The following is a 16,512-nucleotide window of genomic DNA, read 5'->3' as shown; positions in this document are numbered from 1 at the left end:
TGCGGTTGTCTCTCAGTGACCAGTGCCATCAGTCGTCTGCAACGGCCGGTTCGCTGCCGGCCCGGGGGTCGGCCTCGCGCCACGTCCCGCGGAGGAACCAGGCCGCGGCGAGGCCGGCCGCGAGGACGTTCGAGACGGCGAAGGCCAGCCAGATGCCCTGTTCGGCCAGCGAGTACGCGAAGAGGTCGACAACCTGCGGGCCGAGCCACGCCGGCACCGTGACCGGGCGGGATGCGACCCAGGCGACCGGCAGGCGGATGATTCCCAGCATGGTAACCGCCAGCGCCGCTGCGGTGAGCGTCTTGCCGGCCCCGCGGAACCCGCCGGAGTAGGCCCGGACGACGCCGATGAAGCCGAAGGTCGGGGCGACCCACTGGAGGAACTCGGCCCCGATGCGGACGACCTCGGGGTCGTCGCTGAACACGCTGACGACGGCTGGTGCGGCGAATATCGTGACGATACCCAGCACAGAGAGGATGGCAAACGAGACTTTTGCGGCGAAGTGGTTGGCCGTCGCCGCGCGGTCCGGCCGCTCGGCCCCGAGGTTCTGGCCGGTCATCGTCTCGACACCCCGATCCATCGCGATAGCCGGCATGAACACCAGCGAGAACACGCGGATGCCGACGCCGAAGGCCGCGACAACGGTGACGGAGAACGTCCCGACGATGAACAGCATGGCGTTGACCGACACGGCGCGCCCGGTGCCTTCGATGGAGGCCGGGATGCCCAGTCTGAGCAGTTTCCGGAGGTACTCCAGGTCGGGGGCCATATCACTGAGGTGAATCCGCACGCCGCGCCTGCCCGACAGCAGGATACCGATGCCGACGACCAGCGCCACGGCACGCGAGAAGATGGTCGCGACGGCCGCGCCGACGACGCCCATCTCGGGGAACACCCACCAGCCGAAGATGAGGAACGGGTCGATGACGATGTTCAGCACGACAGTCCCGAACATCACGAGCATCGGCGTGATGGTGTCGCCGGCCCCGCGCATCAGCGAGATGAACACGAAGAAGCCGAACATCGCCGTCAGCCCGAGCGAGACGACCTGCAGGTAGCCCGTCGCGCCCGGCAGCACCTCGCTGGACGCGCCCAAAAGCGACAGGAAGTCCTCGACGAAGAAGTAGCCGGTCGCGCCGAGCAACACGGAGGCCAGCAGCGCGAACGTCACGGTCTGGGAGGCGGCGTACTCGGCCTCGCGGTGCTCCTCGGCCCCGGTGTGCTGGGCGACCAGCACGCTCCCGGCCACCGACAGCCCCATCCCGAGCGAGATGAGCAGGAAGATCATCGGGAAGGCAAAGGAGATGGCCGCAAGCGCCGTCGTGGAGTACTGGCCCAGCCAGAACGTATCCGCGAGGTTGTACGCCACCTGTAGCAGGTTCGTGATGACGATGGGGAAAGAAAGGAACAGCAGCGGCTTGCCGATGTCGCCGCTGGTCAGGTTCAGTTCCTCTTGCCCCTTGAACAGGTTCCCGAGCCGCGCACCCAGACGGCCCAGTTTCTGCCGGACGCTCACGCTGTGACCTCCTGCTGTCCGTCCAGGAGATGCGTCTCGACGTACTCGGCGAGCATCCGTCGGGTACACTCGACCGGGCGACCGGTCGTGACGCGCTCGGTCGCAGCCCCGGTCAGGACGGTGACGATGAACTGGGCGGTCTCCTCGGCGTCGAGGTCCGATTTGAACGTCCCGTCAGTGATACCGTCTTCGAGGATCACTTCGAGTTCGTCGACGAGGTAGTCGTCGAATTTGGTGAGTCGCTCGCGAAAGCCGGGTTCGTAGGGCGCGTGGGCACGGATTTCGAGAATCGCCGTCCCGAACTCCTCGCTCCCGTCGTCCGGTTTGTCCAGCACGGAATCGATGAGCGCCAGCAGGCGCTCGTGTGGGTTCTCGCCGTCGGGGTCTTCGATCCGGTCGACGAACCCGTCATAGAGGTATTCGAGGAACGCACAGAGGAGGTCGTGCTTGCTGTCGTAGTGGTAGTGGAGGGCAGCTTTGCTCTTGTCCGACTCGTCGGCGATGTCCTGCATCGTCAGATCCGCGTAGCCGTGCGTACACAGCGCACGGTAGGTCGCATCCATAATATCGTCGGCCGTGTCGCCGTCGTTCATTACGCGTAACTAACTGACTGGTCAGTCAAGAATGCGTCGGTACCATTTGAGGGTGGGGTCGCGTGCCATGCCACCCGGCGATCAGACTCGCGGGAGCTGTCGCTCTGAGAGCGTTCGGAACGATGGTAGAAGGACGGTCGCTACTCCTTCAGGTCGAGGTCGAACTGCTCGTGTTCGCTTGCGGCGTTGAGCACGACGGAGGTGTTCGACTCCCTGATGTCCGGGTCGGTGAGGAGTTCTTTGATCTGGGCGTTCATGCCGTCGGTGTCGGTGAACTTGCCGACCGCGATGACGTCGTAGTCGCCAGTGACCTCGTACACCGATATCATCTGCTTGTGCTCTTCGAGGTCCTCGGTGACTGCCGGGAGCGACGACCCTTCGACCTTGAGCTGGATGATGGCCGTCACGTCGTAGCCGAGCTTGTCGTAGTCGACTTTGGGGGTGTACCCGTTGATGATTCCCTCGTCCTCGAGATCGGAGAGGTGGTTTGAGACGGTCGTTACCGACACGTCGAGGTCTTCTCCGAGGCTTCGGAGGCTGGCGCGGCCATCCCCCAGAAGTGCATTCACTAGCTCACGGTCGAGATTTTCGTACGTCATTACATTGGTGGACGCCCCCCAGGGATTAGAATTTTACGAATGTCCAAATGTAAGCGAAAGCGTCGAAACCTTTGCGCAAATCAGCAGGGTTTTAGTAGTAGCACCGTTCCTATCGGGTGTCCAAAGATGACAAGCGAACTTTCAGAGGCGGCACAGGAGGTACTCGACGAGATCGAAGAGAAGAACGTCGACTTCCTCCGGCTCCAGTTTACCGACATCCTCGGCACCATCAAGAACGTCTCGATCACAGCCGATCAGGCGGAGAAAGCGTTCACAGAGGGGATCTACTTCGATGGCTCCTCGATCAACGGCTTCGTCCGGATTCAGGAGTCCGACATGCGTCTGGACCCGGACCCCTCGACGTTCTCGGTGCTTCCGTGGAGGGAAAACGTCGAAGGCGGTTCCAGTGCCCGCCTCATCTGTGACGTCATCGACACCTCGACCGGCGAGCCGTTCTCCGGCGACCCGCGCGGCGTCCTGAAGCGTGCGATCAAGCGCGCAAACGACATGGGCTATACGGTCAACGCCGCCCCCGAGCCCGAGTTCTTCCTGTTCGAGGAAGACGAAGAGGGCCGTGCGACGACCAAGACCAACGACGCCGGCGGCTACTTCGACCTCGCGCCAAAGGACCTCGCCTCCGACGTGCGCCGTGACATCATCTACGGCCTCGAAGACATGGGCTTCGACATCGAAGCCTCCCACCACGAGGTCGCCCAGGGCCAGCACGAGATCAACTTCACCTACGACGACGCGCTCTCGACGGCCGACAACGTCGCCACCTTCCGCTCCGTCGTTCGCGCCATCGCGGCCGAGCACGACCTGCACGCGACGTTCATGCCGAAGCCCATCCCGAAGATCAACGGCTCCGGGATGCACACGCACCTCTCGCTGTTCACCGAGGACGGCGAGAACGCGTTCCACGACGAGGACGACGAGTTCAACCTCTCCGAGACGGCAAAGAGCTTCACCGCCGGCATCCTCAAGCACGCGCCGGCTATCACGGCCGTCTCGAACCCGACGGTAAACTCCTATAAGCGTCTGGTCCCGGGCTACGAGGCACCTGTCTACGTCGCCTGGTCCGACCGTAACCGCTCGGCGCTCATCCGCAAGCCGGCCGCCCGAACGCCAGCTGCAAGCCGTATCGAGGCTCGCTTCCCCGACCCGTCGTGTAACCCGTACCTCGCCTTCGCCGCGCTCATCCACGCCGGGCTCGACGGCGTCGAGCAGGACCTCGATTGTGACGACCCTGTCCGCGAGAACATCTACGACTTCGACGAGGAGAAACGCGAGGAGTACGGCATCACCACGCTCCCGTCGAACCTCGGCGAAGCCGTCGAAGCGCTTGAAGACGACGAAGTGATTCAGGACGCTCTCGGCGAGCACGTCTACGAGAACTTCGTCGAGGCCAAGACCCAGGAGCACAAGGAGTATCTGGTCGACGTCTCCGACTGGGAACTCGACCGCTACCTCGAGAAGTTCTAACGGCTGCCACTCACACCTTTTTCGCGAGGCGCTCACCGGCCAGCGGCAGCGTCAGCAAGACGCCGGTCCCGACCGCCGCAAGCAGCGTGACGGCGACCGGCGACGGGTCTAGCCCGAACGTCACGCCGAGAAACGCTCCGACCGAGACAACGCCCAGCAACGCCGTGATGCCGACACCGTGCCGGCTCGGCTCCGGCATCGCATCACCCAGTAGCCACCAGACCACAGCGCCCGCGACGGCGACACCCAACGCCCCGGCCGAATTACGTGAGACACCAGTGACGAGTAACCCAGCCGTGGCGATGACGGCGGCGAAGCCGAACACCCGTTCGGGCGTTCTGAGCGCACCGAGGGCGAGTGCGAGGGCCGCACCGGCGATGGCAAAGCCCGCGAGGATATCGGCGAGGTAGTGGACGCCGAGCACCAGCCGGGAAAGCCCGATGAGGGCGATGATCGTCGCGGCGACGGCGGCCCGCTGCCGACGCGTGCCGACCCGGAGCGCCCACGCGATGCCGCCCCAGACGAGCAGCGAAAGGGTGGCGTGGCCGCTGGGGAAGCCGAACCCTTCGCCGGTCGCCATGGACTCGTAGACGCCCCGCAGCGCCGCCGGAAGCAGTTCGGCGTGCGTGGCCGTACCCGCTCCGGGCGGCCGCGGCAGCGCGAACACGCCTTTCAGTGAGACGACGAGCGCGACGGCGACAGCGAGCAGGGCGACCAGCATCGCCGTCCGGTCGCGAGTGAGGCCGCGACCGAGTTTCGGCGTCCACGGGCCGAGCCAGTACAGCAGGCCACAGGCCAGAAAGGTGAACCAGAAATCCCCGAGTTGGGTGATGAGGGCGAACAACACGACGACTGCGCCGGGCAGCGCTGACAGCACCTCGGTGACGCCGACAGCCCGTATCACTGTCGCCAGTCGCGCACGCGGTCGATGAGCCGTCCGGGCATGCCGGTGGCGGTAAGCGTCACACCGACTGTAATCATCACGGCGTAGAGGCCGAGCGTCGACAGCCAGATGACCAGCATCGCCAGGACGGCCCAGACGCCTTTCAGGTAGTAGAACGCGCCGAGAGTCATTATCGTGCCGTACAGCAAGACGATGTAGGGGCCCCACTGTCGGGCGTGGCCGCGGCGCATCCGGCGGCGGACGTACTGTTTGAGGTCCGACCGCACCTCGTCACGGTGGAGCGTCCGGCCCTCGATGTCCTCGCGGAACGACTCGAACTCCTCTCGGAGTTCCTTTAGCTCCTCGTCTGTCAGCGCATCAGTGTCTCGTCCGGTCGGCCCGGTTCCGGCTGGCGGGGGTGTGTCGGTCTCGTCAGCGTCCTCACTCATCGCTTTGCCGGACCGTCGGCGCGATACCTGTTGTAGTTGCCGGTCCGCGAGCGCCGCGTTGACCGCTGCGCCCACGAGTAGCACCTGTCCGGCGAAGTAGAACCACGTCACGAGCAGGAGGACCCCGCCGATGACGCCGTACACCTGGTAGGAGTCGGCCTGCGCCGCGTACACGTTGAACCCCGTCCCGAGCAGCGTCCACCCGGCACCGGCGAACACCGCGCCGGGGACGGCCTCCCGTATCGTCATCTCCTGGTCGGGGAACAGGTAGTACAGCGGGAGGAAGGCCACCGTCAGTACAGGGATGAGTGCGAGTCCGCCCAGCGCGACCTGGACGCCCAGCACCGTTCCGAGAGCGCCGATGACGCCGAGCCCGACCAGCGCCACGACGATGCCGCCCAGCGCGGCCAGCCCGTCGACGAGTTCGCCGACAATCGAATCGGGGCCATCGGTTCCGTAGACGCGGCTGAAGGCCGTATCCAGCCCGCGGAACACCTTGAGCGCGCTCCAGAGCGTGACGCCGACGCCGAGCACAGTCGCGCCCCCGCGGCCGGCCCCGCTGGTCAGCGCGTCTTCGAGCAGCGTCGATGCGGTCGGCGAGAGCACGTCCCCCGCAGCCGTCACGATTCGCTCGGCAAAGGCCCCCCCGCCCGCCAGCGTACCGACGACCAGCGTCAGCAACAACAGCGGCAGGAGCGAGACGAACATGTAGTAGGCGATGCCGGCCGCGAGAAAGGAGACCTCCTCCTCTTGGACAGTGCGGACGACATCCCGGGCGACGGAGACAGCGCGTGTGCGATCCACGCGAGCATGTCGGGGTGGAACCCCAAATATACTGTCGACTGGCTGACGACAGACCGTCGTTCAGGCCGTCGACACGCGTCAGTCGTCGAGCGCCGCGTCGGGCCGGTAGGACCGGCTCACGACCCGCCACGTCCCCGACCGGAAGCGATAGTAGGTCACTGCCGCGGGAACGGCCGTCTCGACCACCAGCGAGGCGTACAGCGCGAGTTCGTCGAGCGGCGTGACGTAGCCGAGATACGCCAGCGGGAGGGCGAACAGGTACATCCCCGCCAGTTGGGAGTAAAACGGCCAGCGCGTGTCGCCGCTGGCCCGGAGCGGCCCGGTCGAGCCGCCGTCGATGCCCCGGAACACGACGCTGGCACACGCGACGGCGACGAACACCGTCACCAGCGGGAGCACTGTGGGGTCCGAGACGAACAGGCGGGCGATGCCCCGCGAGAACGGGAGTAGCGTCGCTGCGACGACGATGTACACGCCGATACTCAGCCGGAGCACCGTCTGCGCCCAGACGGTCGCCTCGGCCTCGTCATCGTCGCCCAGGGCCTGTCCGACGAGGCTGCTCGACGCGAGGCTCAGCCCCCAGTTCGGCGTATCGAGCAGCGCCCGGACGCGGAGCGCCACGACGTAGGCCGACACGACGCCGGGCCCGAACAGGCCGACGATGAACAGCCGGGGGAACTGCGCCCCGGTCCGCGCGAGGTTGGCCCCAACCAGCGGCGTCCCGGTTTTCGCGAGGTCCCGCCCCAGTCCCCGGTCGAGGAACGGCCGCGACACCGGAACCTGGACCGGAAACGCGCCGATTATCGGGAGGCCGCCGCGAGCCAGCCCGACGGTGAACCCAGCCGTGACGAGCACGTTCGCAATGACCGTGCCCAGCGCCGCACCGACGACGCCGAGGCCGAACCCGAAGATGAAGACGGCGTTCAGCGCGATATTGACGACCGCGCCGCCGGCCCGCAACAGCATCGGCGTCCAGGCGTCGTCGGCTCCCACGAGCGTCCGACTGGCGATGAGGTTCAGTGCGGCGAAGGGGACTCCGAGGGCGACGACGCGCAGGTACTGGACCCCGTACCCGACGGCTTCGGACCCCGTTCCGACGAGGTCGACGAGCAGCCCGGGGACGACCCAGTACGCCGCCGTCAGCGGGAGTGTCAGCCCCAGCACGACGGCGGCGCTGGTCGTGACGGTGACCGCCAGTTCCTCGTCGGCATTGGCCCCGTAGCGCTGTGACACCATCCCGATTGTCCCCCCGGCGACGCCGCCGCCCAGCGCGAACACCAACTCCCAGAACGGCGCGGCGAAGCCGACGCCGGCGATGGCGGTCGGCCCGAGCGCCAGCCCGACCATCGCCACGTCGACCGTCGACTTCGACATCCGGGCGAGCCCGGTGACGATCCGGGGCCAGGACAGGTCCGTCGCTCGGCGGACCCGCTCGCGCTCGACGAGGCCGAACCGCGCGAGCAGGCCGCCGATGAATAGCAGGACGCCACGGACCGGGTTGTACGTGGAGGGCACGTGTTCGCCACTGCTTTGCGGTCGAGGCAAAAAGGGGTTTAGAATGTGGCCAGCGGGTGTAGTTGTTTCAGGAGACGTGACTGGTCCAGTCCAGAAATACCGGCCTGCTCGTTTCAGTCCCACAGAGACAGCACTGACAAACCGGCCGCGGGTGGGACTGAAAGGGGCGAGACGCTGGGCGTTCGAGAGGAAGCAAGCACTGGAGCGAATGAAATGAGCGAAGCGCGCAGCGAGTCGCAGGAGCCCAGCGTCTCGGGGCTTTCTGGCTCTTTGCGGCTGTCGCCAGTGAAACAATGCCGACTCTACCGCCACAGACTCGAACAGCTAGCCGCCCTCACAGGGTTTATACAGCGCCGCTGCAACGACCGGATATGGATACGGAAGCGGCCATCCGGCACGGGACGATGCAGGTGACCGTCCTGTTGCTCGTCGCGGCCGCACTGGCTATCGGTTTCGGCGTCGCCGGCGTCGGCGCGTCCCTGCCGATTGTCGTGGGCCTGCTGGTACTGACGGCTGTTCTATTCGCCGCCCGACCGGACGAGGACCGATTCGGTCCCGTCGCCGGTGTCGACATGGACGGCATCGTCAAGTCGCTGTGGCTCGCGCCGCTCATCACGGCCCTACCGCTGCTCGTCCGCCTGTCGGCCACACCCGGCGAGGTGCAGGCCATCGGCGGACTGCTCGGTCTCGCGGGGATGGCGAACTACTTCCTGCGCCCGGTGTATCTGCTGGGCTACGATCTCGTCTCCGCGGTTCGAGAGAGCGTTGGCCGGGCGAACGGTCGGTAGTACGAGTCGAGACGGAACTGAATTCCCGCCCTGCTACTCCGCCGTCGCCTCGCGGATTTCGACCACGTCGGCGTCCGTCTTGAACGTCGTGCCGCCGTAGTGCGTTCGGGAGGCCTCGTAGCCGGCATCGCGGAGTTTCTCGATGAACTCGTCCATGGCTTCCGCGCCGCGACCCCAGCGCTTGCAGAGGCGGTGCTGGTCGTAGTGGGTCGGCGTGTCGATCTCCTCGCTGAGCGTCGCCAGCAGTTCTCTCGCTTCGTCGGCGGTGCCCATCTCCTCGGTCACCTGTTCGGACACGGCGTCGGCGAACGCCGGGTCGCAGGTCCGGCCGAGCCAGATGGGGCCGGCCGTCTGGAGGTGCTCGTCACAGACCGGACAGGCCTCGGGCGGGTCGGCGATGAGGCCGTAGTCGTGGTCCCGCCAGAGGCAGTGCTGGCAGTGGTGGACGTAGCCCAGTTCGTCGATGCAGTCGTTGGCGACTTTCGCCCCGTGGTCGAACTCCAGGTAGGTCCGGGCGTAGTGTTTCGTCGCGTGGCTCAGGATGGGGCGGGCGGCGATGTCGTAGCGAGCGGCCGTCCGGACCATCGCCGACAGGAGGACGCGCATCCCCATCTCGGCGTGGAACTCGGTGTTGCGCGGGACCGCGCCGTAGGACCGGACGCCGCTCTCGAAGTGTGCGCCACACAGCGGCGCGGTGTCGGTGGCCGTCACACAGAGGAGGTGTTTGGTGCCCTGCACCGCCGCGTCGGCGAAGGGAATCGGCGTGCCGAAGGGGTCCACGTCGACCACGTCGAACGCCTCGGAGTGCATGAGCACGTTCGCGTCCGACCGCCGGACCGAGGCCGCGAGGTCGTTCCGTTCGAGGTTCTGCTCGCACAGCGCCGTCGCGTCGTCGTCGATGTCACACAGCGTCGTCTCCCAGTCGTTGGCCGCCGCGCGGACGCCCCGGATGCCGCTCGCGGCGGTGGCGTCCAGGTACGTCGACACGCGGGGGGTTCGCTCTCGGTAGGCCCGCAGCGCCGCCACGGTGATGTCGCGGTTCAGCTCCTGGACGGGGTTGAAGAACACGTCCGCGCCCTTCCCCGCATCAGGCTGTTCCGGCACCGTGACCGTCACCCGGCCCTCACTGACGCGCATACTCTCCGGTCCGTGCGTGCGCCGTTAAGTCGTTCGAACCTAGCTGTTGTATCTGTGGCTGAGTTGTCTCACACGAACGGCCAGAAAGCCCCCTCGCGGACGACTCGTCTGACTCCGTGCGCTCCTCGTCACTCCCGTCGGTCGTTCCTGCGGTGCTACAGCCGCCAGACTCGCCCTCCGTTCACGGGTCACTTCGTTCCCCGTTCACGCGATTCGAGGGCTCACTGTGTTCGCCCTCGCAGCGCTCGGCCCCTTTCAGTCCCACCCGTATCGGCTGTGTAATCGCACTGAGAATGCCGGCTGTGTAATCGCACTCAGCACGGTCAGCGGACCGTATCCCCGACTACCACTCACGCCGCTTCGGCGGTCGTCCGCTCTCGGGGCAGTCGAACGGTCACCGTCGTCCCGTCGCTCGTGTCGAAGTCGAGATCACCCTCCAGCGTCGTGGCCGTCCAGCGGACGAGCCAGAGACCGATGCCGCTGCCGTGGTTCAGGTCCGTCTCGCGGCCCCGCTCCAGCACGCCGAGTTCGTGTTCTGGAACGCCAGGGCCGTTGTCGCTGACGGTCAGTACGACATCGTCGCCATCGACCGCGGCGCTGACGGTGACGACGGGGTCCGGGACGTGCTGGAGGGCGTTCTCGACGAGGTTGGCGAGCAGAATCTCTAACAAGGCCGGCTGGGTTGTCAGTTGGAGAGAGCCGGGTATCTCGACCGCGACTGAACCGCTGTGTCCGTCGCGGGCAGACTCGACGACTCCGGTGGCGAGGTCGGCAAGTGCGACGGATTCCAGGCCCGCGTCGCCAGCACCCGCTTCGGCGAGCGTTCGAGCCTTCTCACCGGAATCGACGAGGCGACCGACCGACTGCTCGATGGTCGCGGCGTAGTCAGCCTGGTCGCCGTCGAGTTCTGCCGCCAGCAGTTCCGCCCGGGCCTGGATGACGACGCTCTCGTTGCGGACGTTGTGTCTGAGAAAGCGGTTGAGCACTTCGAGGCGGCGCTCGCGGCGGATCTCGTCGGTGATGTCCTGAAAGACGACCGTGTACCCCAGTTGTGTGCCCGCCTCGTCACGGAGCGCCGTCTGCCGGATTTTGAACTCGTGGCGTCGACCACCGGCCTCGATGGACGCCCGCGAACTCCCGCCGTCAGCTGTGATATCGTCGCCTACCAGGAAGCCGTTCAGTGGCTCTGTCAGACTCTCGCGCTTATCCGCGCCGAGCATCCGCTCGGCGGCGGGGTTGAGGTTCACGACCCGACCCTGTTCGTCGACGATGGCGACCGGCGTGGCGATGTCGTGGATGGCCGCCCGTTCGCCGGCCCGCCGGGTCGCCGGGTGGAACTCGAACATGTCGCTCCGGACGAACGCGTACAGGTCAAGGGCGACGTGGGGCAGGAACAGGAGCGTCGTCAGATTGATCGCCGGAACCGGCCCGATGCCGCCGGCCCACAGCAACACCGCGGCCCCGGGCGGTATCGGGCTCAGGCCCACCGCCAGCGCCTCGCGCCGGTACAGCGGGCCGTAGCTGACGACCGTATCGAACACCAGCAGGGTCCCGAAACTGACGAACAGCATCGCGACGATGATCGTGAGCAGTCCGGCCGGCAAGACGGCGTAGTCGGCCCCCGCGCTGCCGGCGGTCGGCACGACCCGGAATCCCTGCCAGACCACGGTATGCAGTGGGTTCGTGACGACGAGCGCCGTTCCGGCGAGCGGGAGCACCGCCACGGCCCGGTACCAGCCGCTCTTCAGAACGGTCGTCCGGCCGGTGTAGCCCAGCGCGAACGAGAGGAAACAGAAGCCGATCCAGATGATGCCAAGCCAGGACACCATCTCCAGGGCGAGACGCAGTGTCGGGTCGAACACCAGCAGCGCCGCGCCGTAGCTGAAACACCAGCCCGTCTGCGTGACGATGGTCGCCACGAACCACTGTGCGCCGGGCTTGCCCCAGTGTGTCCGGAGCTGGGCCAGCAGATACAGCGACCCGAATCCCGAGGCAAACGAGCCCAGTGCCAGCCACGGGAGGTCGAGGTTCATGCCGGAAGAAACCCGTATTCCGTGTTTATTCTTCCGGGCACAGTACAAGCACTGATAACTCCCTGCTGCGGCTGCGAGCCAGCCGGGACGTGGCTGCTGAAGCCGACGCCGTTTTGTCACCCCTTTCCGTAGCATGGATGTGACCGGAGTCGAGGAGTGGGTGGCCGACCTCGAAGCCGCCGGGGAGCTGACCCCCGACGCAGTGTCGGCTATCGTCGACGTCCACGATGACCGCGGCCACCAGGCTATCGAGGCTGTCGGCGAGAGCCGCGTCAAGCAGTACCGCGATTTCACTGTCGTCGTGGGCCACGACGACGAGTATATCGTCGAGGACGGCGGCTGTACCTGCGCCGACAGTGAGTACAACCTCGACGCTGAGGACCCCGACCAGCTCTGCTGGCACGCCATCGCCGTCCGCGTCGCCGAGGCTATCGACGCCGTCGACGAGCACGACATGTGGTACTCTGAGGTCCGGGAGTTCCTATAGTACCTTTTTACTTCGTCGCCCTTCCTCGCGGCGCGTAGCGCCGCTGCGGGAGGGCTCCTCGCAAAAATCTACGCTAAAAACGACCTTCTCGCTCCCGCTGGTCGCGAGAAGTGAAACCGCGCTCCGTCGGCGCGCGGTATGCTATGCGGTACGGCTTCCTCACCGCTCTGCTACTGCTACCGCACTGCTCCGCTCCTGCTACTGCCCCCGCTACCGCTCCACTGACCGCCCAGCGCCGTACGCAATCCGCCCCTCCAGCGAGAACCGAAGCACTGACCGGGAGCCGAGATCGAGCGAGCGGAGCGTGTTGGCTCGCTCGTGGTCGCCCAGGTCCACGTCGACGCGGTTGCTCAGCGGCGCGGCCCCCAGTTTCCCCTGGAACTCGATTGGCGTCCGTTCAAGCTGGCCCTCCCGGACCGCGTAGCTCTCGATGGATTCCCGGCGCTCCCAGGTCCGGGGCCAGTCGATGCCGACCGTCGCCACGCGGTCGCCGTCCTCGACGACCGTCGTCTCGCGGCGGGTCGCGTCGTCGTGGTGCGTGATGTCGGCGACCGTCTTCGGGTAGCCCCAGATCTCGTCGCCGAGGGCGCGCGCGGGTTCGGTCGTCACCGGGAGCGACCAGATGTAGCTGCCGGCCGCCCGAGTCAGCAGCGGGAGCAGCGGTGGCCGCCAGCCCACTGTAGTCGCTGGAATCATGGCGGCGAACTCGTCGTAGGGGGCCATCGCGTCGTCGCCGATGCGGTGGTACTCGACACAGAGGAGCACGACTGCGGCCCGGCGGGCCGTGGCCCGAACCGGCGTCAGTCCATCGGGTAGCAGCGACTCGGCAACCTCGTACCGCGCCGAAAGCACCGCACCGGCGACCGTCGCCTCGGTGACCAGCGGGAGCGTCACTTCGTGGCCGGTCGAGAGCCGAACTCTGTCGCCGTCGGTCAGCCGGGTCACAGCCACCGCCCCAGCAACGCACTTACTCGACCGAACCCGCGATGAATCGGGTCCTGCAGTCGCGCCGGCAGCCAGTGGGTCCAGCGGACGAACGTGGCGAACTTGCCGACGGGGTAGCGGGCCTTCGGTGGGTCGTCGGTCGCCGCGGCCAGCACCGTCGCGGCGACGGTCTCCGGCGTCGTCGCCAGCGGCCCACCGGTGAGCACCCAGCCGGTTTCGAGCGCGTCGTACGTCCGGTCGTAGGTCGGCGTCCGATCTTCGTCGTTCAGGCTTCCCAGCGCGCTGTCGGCGAAGCCGGTGTCTACCCACGCCGGTTCGACGAGCGAGACGTGGATATCGTCCTCGCCGGCGATCTCTATCCGGAGCGCGTCGGTCAGCGACTCGACGGCGGCCTTGCCGGCCGAATACGCGCCCAGGCCCGGCGACGCGGTGTGACCCAGCACGCTGGATACCGTGATGATGCGCCCGCCGTGTTCGCGCATCTCGGGGAGCACTGCCTGTGCGAGTCGGTGTGGGCCGTGGACCAGCACGTCGAACTGCTCGCGAACGTCGTCGCTGGCTATGTCTTCGACTGGCCCGGCGACTCCGTAACCGGCGTTGTTCACCAGACAGTCGAGTCGGCCTGTCTCCTCGATGACCTGGTCGACGACGGCTTCGATCTGTGCTTCGTCGGTCACGTCGAGTTCGAGACAGCGACAGCGCTCGCGGATGTCCGCAGGGAACTCCGCTCGAACGTCCGTCGCATACACTGTCCAGCCGTCGTCGACGAACGCCCGCGCCGTCGCCGCTCCGATACCCGACGCTGCACCAGTGAGCAGAACGACAGAATTACTTGTAGACATACGAACACATACCGAGTCCAGAACTCAGTGGTCGAGGCAGTAGTCGACGAAGTTCCGGAGGATGCGCAGCCCCGTCTCGCCCGATTTCTCCGGGTGGAACTGCGTGCCGAAGACGTTGCCGGCGTCGTTGGCGACGATGGAGGCGAAGTCGGCCCCGTAGTCAGTCGTCGCCACCGTCGCGTTCTCGTCGTCGGGGACGGCGTAGTAGGAGTGGACGAAGTAGGCGTGCTCGCCGTCGACGCCCTCGACGAGCGGATGGTCCCGCGTCACGTCGAGTTCGTTCCAGCCCATGTGTGGCACGGTCTGGTCGCGGCTGAACCGGACGTTCTTCCCGGGAATGAGGTCGAGCCCTTCGGCGTCGCCCTGGCCTTCGTGGTCGGCCTCTTCGCTCGTCGTCAGGAGCATCTGCATCCCGAGGCAGATCCCGAACAGGGGCTTGCCGGCCTCGGCCTGTTCGACCAGCGCCTCGCGGAACGGCCCGGCGTTGTCCATTCCTTCGGAGAACGCCCCGACGCCGGGCAGGACGATGCCGTCGGCCGCGTCGAACTCCGCAGGGTCCTCCGAAAGGGAGACCTCTGCGCCGGCGCGTTCGAGCCCGCGCGTGACGCTCCGGAGGTTCCCCAGTCCGTAATCGACGACGACCACGTCCGCGGTCGTCTGTCTGACACTCATACGGGACCGTAGGCGAACAGGGGCTAAGTGACTTCCTGTTCGAACAAGCCTTCGGCACGACCACTGTCTGGCGGGAGGTGTCGCTTACAGTCAGACACCCGGACCTGATAAGGATATCAACTATGAAAATAGGCCGGCCCAGTTTTATTCACCTACCGCATACGCCCGCTGATGGTTGATATTACAGACGTTCTGTACGTCGACGGTAACGTTCTCATCGCTGAGTTTCCCGAAGAGATGGAGATGACAGACGAGACGTTTGCGAAAGTCAATGAGCGGTTCGAGGAACTCGCCTCACAGCCGGCGGTCGATACGCATATCTCGAACCTCCAGATGGAGGCGTCACTGAACGACGACGTATTCACGCGAGCACAGGAGGCCGCTGAGGCGGGCAAGGAGTTCGGTATCACGGACTGGGTCATCGTCTCCGAGGGGATCAAGAAGATGGCGCTCAAGAGCCGGGTCGGCGAGATTTCTGGTGTCGACATTTCGCTGGTCGACACGAAGGCAGAGGCGATGGATATCGCAGCGAAGTAGCGGTTCCGGGCCGCACTACCCGACTATTTTAAAACTCGCCGAGTCGCGACTGTCCGCTCTGGGCGTCGGTGAACTCTGCGGCAGTCGTTATCGCGGCCTCAAACGTCTCCTGCTGGCTGGGGTCGTACAGCGTCGCCGCCGGGTGGACGGAGACGAGCACGCGGCGTGGCTGGCCGGCGATAGCCACGTCGAACACGTCGCCCGCTTCGCCGGTGACGGCGACGTCACACTCCAGCAGGTGCTCGGCCGGCACTTTCCCGAGCGTGACGACGACTTCGGGGTCGACGCGGTCGATTTCCGTCTCCAGATAGTCGCGGCAGTTCGCGAGTTCACCCGTTCGCGGGTCGCGGTTGTCCGGCGGGCGACAGCGCACACAGTTGGTGATGCGCACGTCGCCGCGGTCGAGGCCGGCCTCGCGCAGCGCCTCGTCGAGCACGTCGCCGCTCCGCCCAACGAACGGCTCGCCCTGTTCGTCCTCGTTCGCGCCGGGGGCCTCCCCGACGAACAGCAGGTCCGCGTCAGCCGGGCCGACGCCGTTGACGATTCGCGAGCGCGAGCGACAGAGCTCGTCACAGCGCTCACAGCCGACGACGTCGAGGCCGTCCATCTGCTCCATGCCCCGTCGTTTGCGCCGGGGGCTCTCAAACGCAGCGGTCCATCGCCACGCTTTCGGTCGGAATCCGGTTCCGCTGGCTTCAGCGACAACAACTGTCCAGATCTGGCAGCGATTACCGCTTTACACCCGTCGCTTCGATCTGTACCGCCGCGTCGTTCGGCAGGCGTGCCACGCCGACGACGGTCCGCGACGGTCGCTGCCCGTCGAAAAACGCCGCGTACGCTCGCTTGACCGCTGGTAGCTGGTCCATCTCCGCGAGGTACACCGTCGTCCGCATCAGGTCACGCGGTTCGAGACCGGATTCGGCAGCCATGGCACGAATCTGGTCGAGCGCGGCGAGCGTCTGTTCCTGAACGTCGCCGCTGCGAACCGTTTCCGCGTCGGGGAACTGGCCGTCGAAGAACACGAGTTGGCTGTCCTGCTGGCGCGTGCCGTACACGCTGTGCTCTGTCGGCTGGTCGCCCTCGGACCGGGTCACGCTACTGTTGATGTTCGTCTGTTCGCTCGTTTCTGCGGGCTCTACAGCATTCCTCGCCTGCGTTCTGCTTTCTGCCATTGTATCTCTACAAACACAGTGCCGGACAATCAGGCTATCTTTAGCTATTGCTAAATAC

Annotated in this window: 17 protein-coding genes; 4 read left to right on the top strand and 13 right to left on the bottom strand. The window is 66.2% G+C overall.

From position 1 onward, the window contains the following. Positions 1 to 28 precede the first annotated feature (28 nt). From C442_RS00845 to lrp, 3 genes are all read right to left on the bottom strand, one after another. Positions 29 to 1,516, bottom strand: a complete 1,488-nt coding sequence (locus C442_RS00845) for an MATE family efflux transporter (RefSeq protein ID WP_008307121.1) — start codon at positions 1,514 to 1,516, stop codon at positions 29 to 31. After that, complete coding sequence (locus C442_RS00840; protein ID WP_008307119.1) at positions 1,513 to 2,109, bottom strand: TetR/AcrR family transcriptional regulator; 597 nt, start codon at positions 2,107 to 2,109, stop codon at positions 1,513 to 1,515. Before C442_RS00840 ends, C442_RS00845 begins: the two co-directional genes overlap by 4 nt. A 140-nt stretch (positions 2,110 to 2,249) precedes the next feature. Next, entirely contained in the window at positions 2,250 to 2,708 is a 459-nt protein-coding gene (lrp, locus tag C442_RS00835; RefSeq protein ID WP_005536716.1) for an HTH-type transcriptional regulator Lrp, read from the bottom strand. A gap of 126 nt (positions 2,709 to 2,834) precedes the next feature. On the opposite strand from lrp, the gene glnA reads away from it, so the two are divergent. Further along, a complete protein-coding gene (gene glnA, locus C442_RS00830; protein WP_008307114.1) occupies positions 2,835 to 4,190 on the top strand; it encodes a type I glutamate--ammonia ligase in 1,356 nt (451 codons plus the stop codon). Between the two features lie 10 nt (positions 4,191 to 4,200). Here glnA and C442_RS00825 read toward each other — a convergent pair whose 3' ends face one another. From C442_RS00825 to C442_RS00815, 3 genes are all read right to left on the bottom strand, one after another. Beyond that, positions 4,201 to 5,094, bottom strand: a complete 894-nt coding sequence (locus tag C442_RS00825) for a phosphatase PAP2 family protein (protein WP_008307113.1) — start codon at positions 5,092 to 5,094, stop codon at positions 4,201 to 4,203. Then, complete coding sequence (locus tag C442_RS00820; protein WP_008307112.1) at positions 5,091 to 6,326, bottom strand: YihY/virulence factor BrkB family protein; 1,236 nt, start codon at positions 6,324 to 6,326, stop codon at positions 5,091 to 5,093. Before C442_RS00820 ends, C442_RS00825 begins: the two co-directional genes overlap by 4 nt. A gap of 78 nt (positions 6,327 to 6,404) precedes the next feature. Continuing rightward, positions 6,405 to 7,841 (bottom strand): MATE family efflux transporter, encoded by a 1,437-nt coding sequence (locus C442_RS00815; protein WP_008307111.1) that lies wholly within the window; start codon positions 7,839 to 7,841, stop codon positions 6,405 to 6,407. 371 nt (positions 7,842 to 8,212) lie between these two features. Here C442_RS00815 and C442_RS00810 point away from each other — a divergent pair, with 371 nt between their 5' ends. Beyond that, positions 8,213 to 8,629 (top strand): hypothetical protein, encoded by a 417-nt coding sequence (locus C442_RS00810; RefSeq protein ID WP_008307110.1) that lies wholly within the window; start codon positions 8,213 to 8,215, stop codon positions 8,627 to 8,629. A 33-nt stretch (positions 8,630 to 8,662) separates the two neighbouring features. Here C442_RS00810 and C442_RS00805 read toward each other — a convergent pair whose 3' ends face one another. Beyond that, on the bottom strand, positions 8,663 to 9,766 hold the full coding sequence (locus tag C442_RS00805; protein ID WP_008307109.1) for a tRNA (guanine(26)-N(2))-dimethyltransferase: 1,104 nt from the start codon (positions 9,764 to 9,766) through the stop codon (positions 8,663 to 8,665). Positions 9,767 to 10,116: 350 nt separating this feature from the next. Then, positions 10,117 to 11,799 carry a histidine kinase N-terminal 7TM domain-containing protein gene (locus tag C442_RS00800; RefSeq protein ID WP_008307108.1) on the bottom strand — a complete coding sequence of 561 codons (1,683 nt, stop codon included), beginning with the start codon at positions 11,797 to 11,799 and terminating at the stop codon, positions 10,117 to 10,119. A gap of 133 nt (positions 11,800 to 11,932) precedes the next feature. Here C442_RS00800 and C442_RS00795 point away from each other — a divergent pair, with 133 nt between their 5' ends. Next, positions 11,933 to 12,286, top strand: coding sequence for a zinc finger SWIM domain-containing protein (locus tag C442_RS00795; RefSeq protein ID WP_008307107.1), 354 nt, complete (start codon positions 11,933 to 11,935; stop codon positions 12,284 to 12,286). Positions 12,287 to 12,496: 210 nt separating this feature from the next. On the opposite strand, the gene C442_RS00790 is transcribed toward C442_RS00795, so the two are convergent. Genes C442_RS00790 through hisH form a run of 3 tightly spaced genes read right to left on the bottom strand, consistent with a single transcriptional unit; the run spans position 12,497 to position 14,745 of the window. After that, positions 12,497 to 13,231, bottom strand: coding sequence for an acetoacetate decarboxylase family protein (locus tag C442_RS00790; protein WP_008307106.1), 735 nt, complete (start codon positions 13,229 to 13,231; stop codon positions 12,497 to 12,499). Further along, positions 13,228 to 14,073: an SDR family oxidoreductase gene (locus C442_RS00785; RefSeq protein WP_008307105.1), complete on the bottom strand. Its 846-nt coding sequence runs from the start codon at positions 14,071 to 14,073 to the stop codon at positions 13,228 to 13,230. The genes C442_RS00790 and C442_RS00785 overlap by 4 nt, the downstream gene beginning before the upstream one ends. A gap of 24 nt (positions 14,074 to 14,097) precedes the next feature. Continuing rightward, a complete protein-coding gene (hisH, locus tag C442_RS00780) occupies positions 14,098 to 14,745 on the bottom strand; it encodes an imidazole glycerol phosphate synthase subunit HisH (protein WP_008307104.1) in 648 nt (215 codons plus the stop codon). Positions 14,746 to 14,916: 171 nt separating this feature from the next. Between hisH and C442_RS00775 the strand changes: the two genes are divergently transcribed. Then, positions 14,917 to 15,282, top strand: a complete 366-nt coding sequence (locus C442_RS00775; RefSeq protein WP_008307103.1) for a hypothetical protein — start codon at positions 14,917 to 14,919, stop codon at positions 15,280 to 15,282. A 28-nt stretch (positions 15,283 to 15,310) separates the two neighbouring features. Here the strand turns inward: C442_RS00775 and C442_RS00770 are convergent, their stop codons facing one another. Both C442_RS00770 and C442_RS00765 read right to left on the bottom strand, forming a co-directional pair. Next, positions 15,311 to 15,898, bottom strand: coding sequence for a uracil-DNA glycosylase (locus tag C442_RS00770; RefSeq protein ID WP_008307102.1), 588 nt, complete (start codon positions 15,896 to 15,898; stop codon positions 15,311 to 15,313). Positions 15,899 to 16,010: 112 nt separating this feature from the next. After that, positions 16,011 to 16,454: a RidA family protein gene (locus C442_RS00765; RefSeq protein ID WP_008307101.1), complete on the bottom strand. Its 444-nt coding sequence runs from the start codon at positions 16,452 to 16,454 to the stop codon at positions 16,011 to 16,013. Between the last annotated feature and the right edge of the window lie 58 nt (positions 16,455 to 16,512).

This window comes from Haloarcula amylolytica JCM 13557 (genome assembly GCF_000336615.1).
Taxonomy (GTDB): Archaea; Halobacteriota; Halobacteria; order Halobacteriales; family Haloarculaceae; genus Haloarcula; species Haloarcula amylolytica.
The sequence above is the reverse complement of the archived record's forward strand: the minus strand, read 5'-3'. Positions and strand labels throughout refer to the sequence as shown.

Bases quoted from the DNA above. Each gene is read 5' to 3' on its own strand.
- C442_RS00810 (WP_008307110.1), top strand. From the start codon at position 8,213: ATGGATACGGAAGCGGCCATCCGGCACGGGACGATGCAGGTGACCGTC.
- C442_RS00840 (WP_008307119.1), bottom strand. From the start codon at position 2,109: ATGAACGACGGCGACACGGCCGACGATATTATGGATGCGACCTACCGT.
- C442_RS00770 (WP_008307102.1), bottom strand. From the start codon at position 15,898: ATGGAGCAGATGGACGGCCTCGACGTCGTCGGCTGTGAGCGCTGTGAC.
- glnA (WP_008307114.1), top strand. From the start codon at position 2,835: ATGACAAGCGAACTTTCAGAGGCGGCACAGGAGGTACTCGACGAGATC.
- C442_RS00795 (WP_008307107.1), top strand. From the start codon at position 11,933: ATGGATGTGACCGGAGTCGAGGAGTGGGTGGCCGACCTCGAAGCCGCC.
- C442_RS00765 (WP_008307101.1), bottom strand. From the start codon at position 16,454: ATGGCAGAAAGCAGAACGCAGGCGAGGAATGCTGTAGAGCCCGCAGAA.
- hisH (WP_008307104.1), bottom strand. From the start codon at position 14,745: ATGAGTGTCAGACAGACGACCGCGGACGTGGTCGTCGTCGATTACGGA.
- lrp (WP_005536716.1), bottom strand. From the start codon at position 2,708: ATGACGTACGAAAATCTCGACCGTGAGCTAGTGAATGCACTTCTGGGG.
- C442_RS00775 (WP_008307103.1), top strand. From the start codon at position 14,917: ATGGTTGATATTACAGACGTTCTGTACGTCGACGGTAACGTTCTCATC.
- C442_RS00800 (WP_008307108.1), bottom strand. From the start codon at position 11,799: ATGAACCTCGACCTCCCGTGGCTGGCACTGGGCTCGTTTGCCTCGGGA.
- C442_RS00805 (WP_008307109.1), bottom strand. From the start codon at position 9,766: ATGCGCGTCAGTGAGGGCCGGGTGACGGTCACGGTGCCGGAACAGCCT.
- C442_RS00785 (WP_008307105.1), bottom strand. From the start codon at position 14,073: ATGTCTACAAGTAATTCTGTCGTTCTGCTCACTGGTGCAGCGTCGGGT.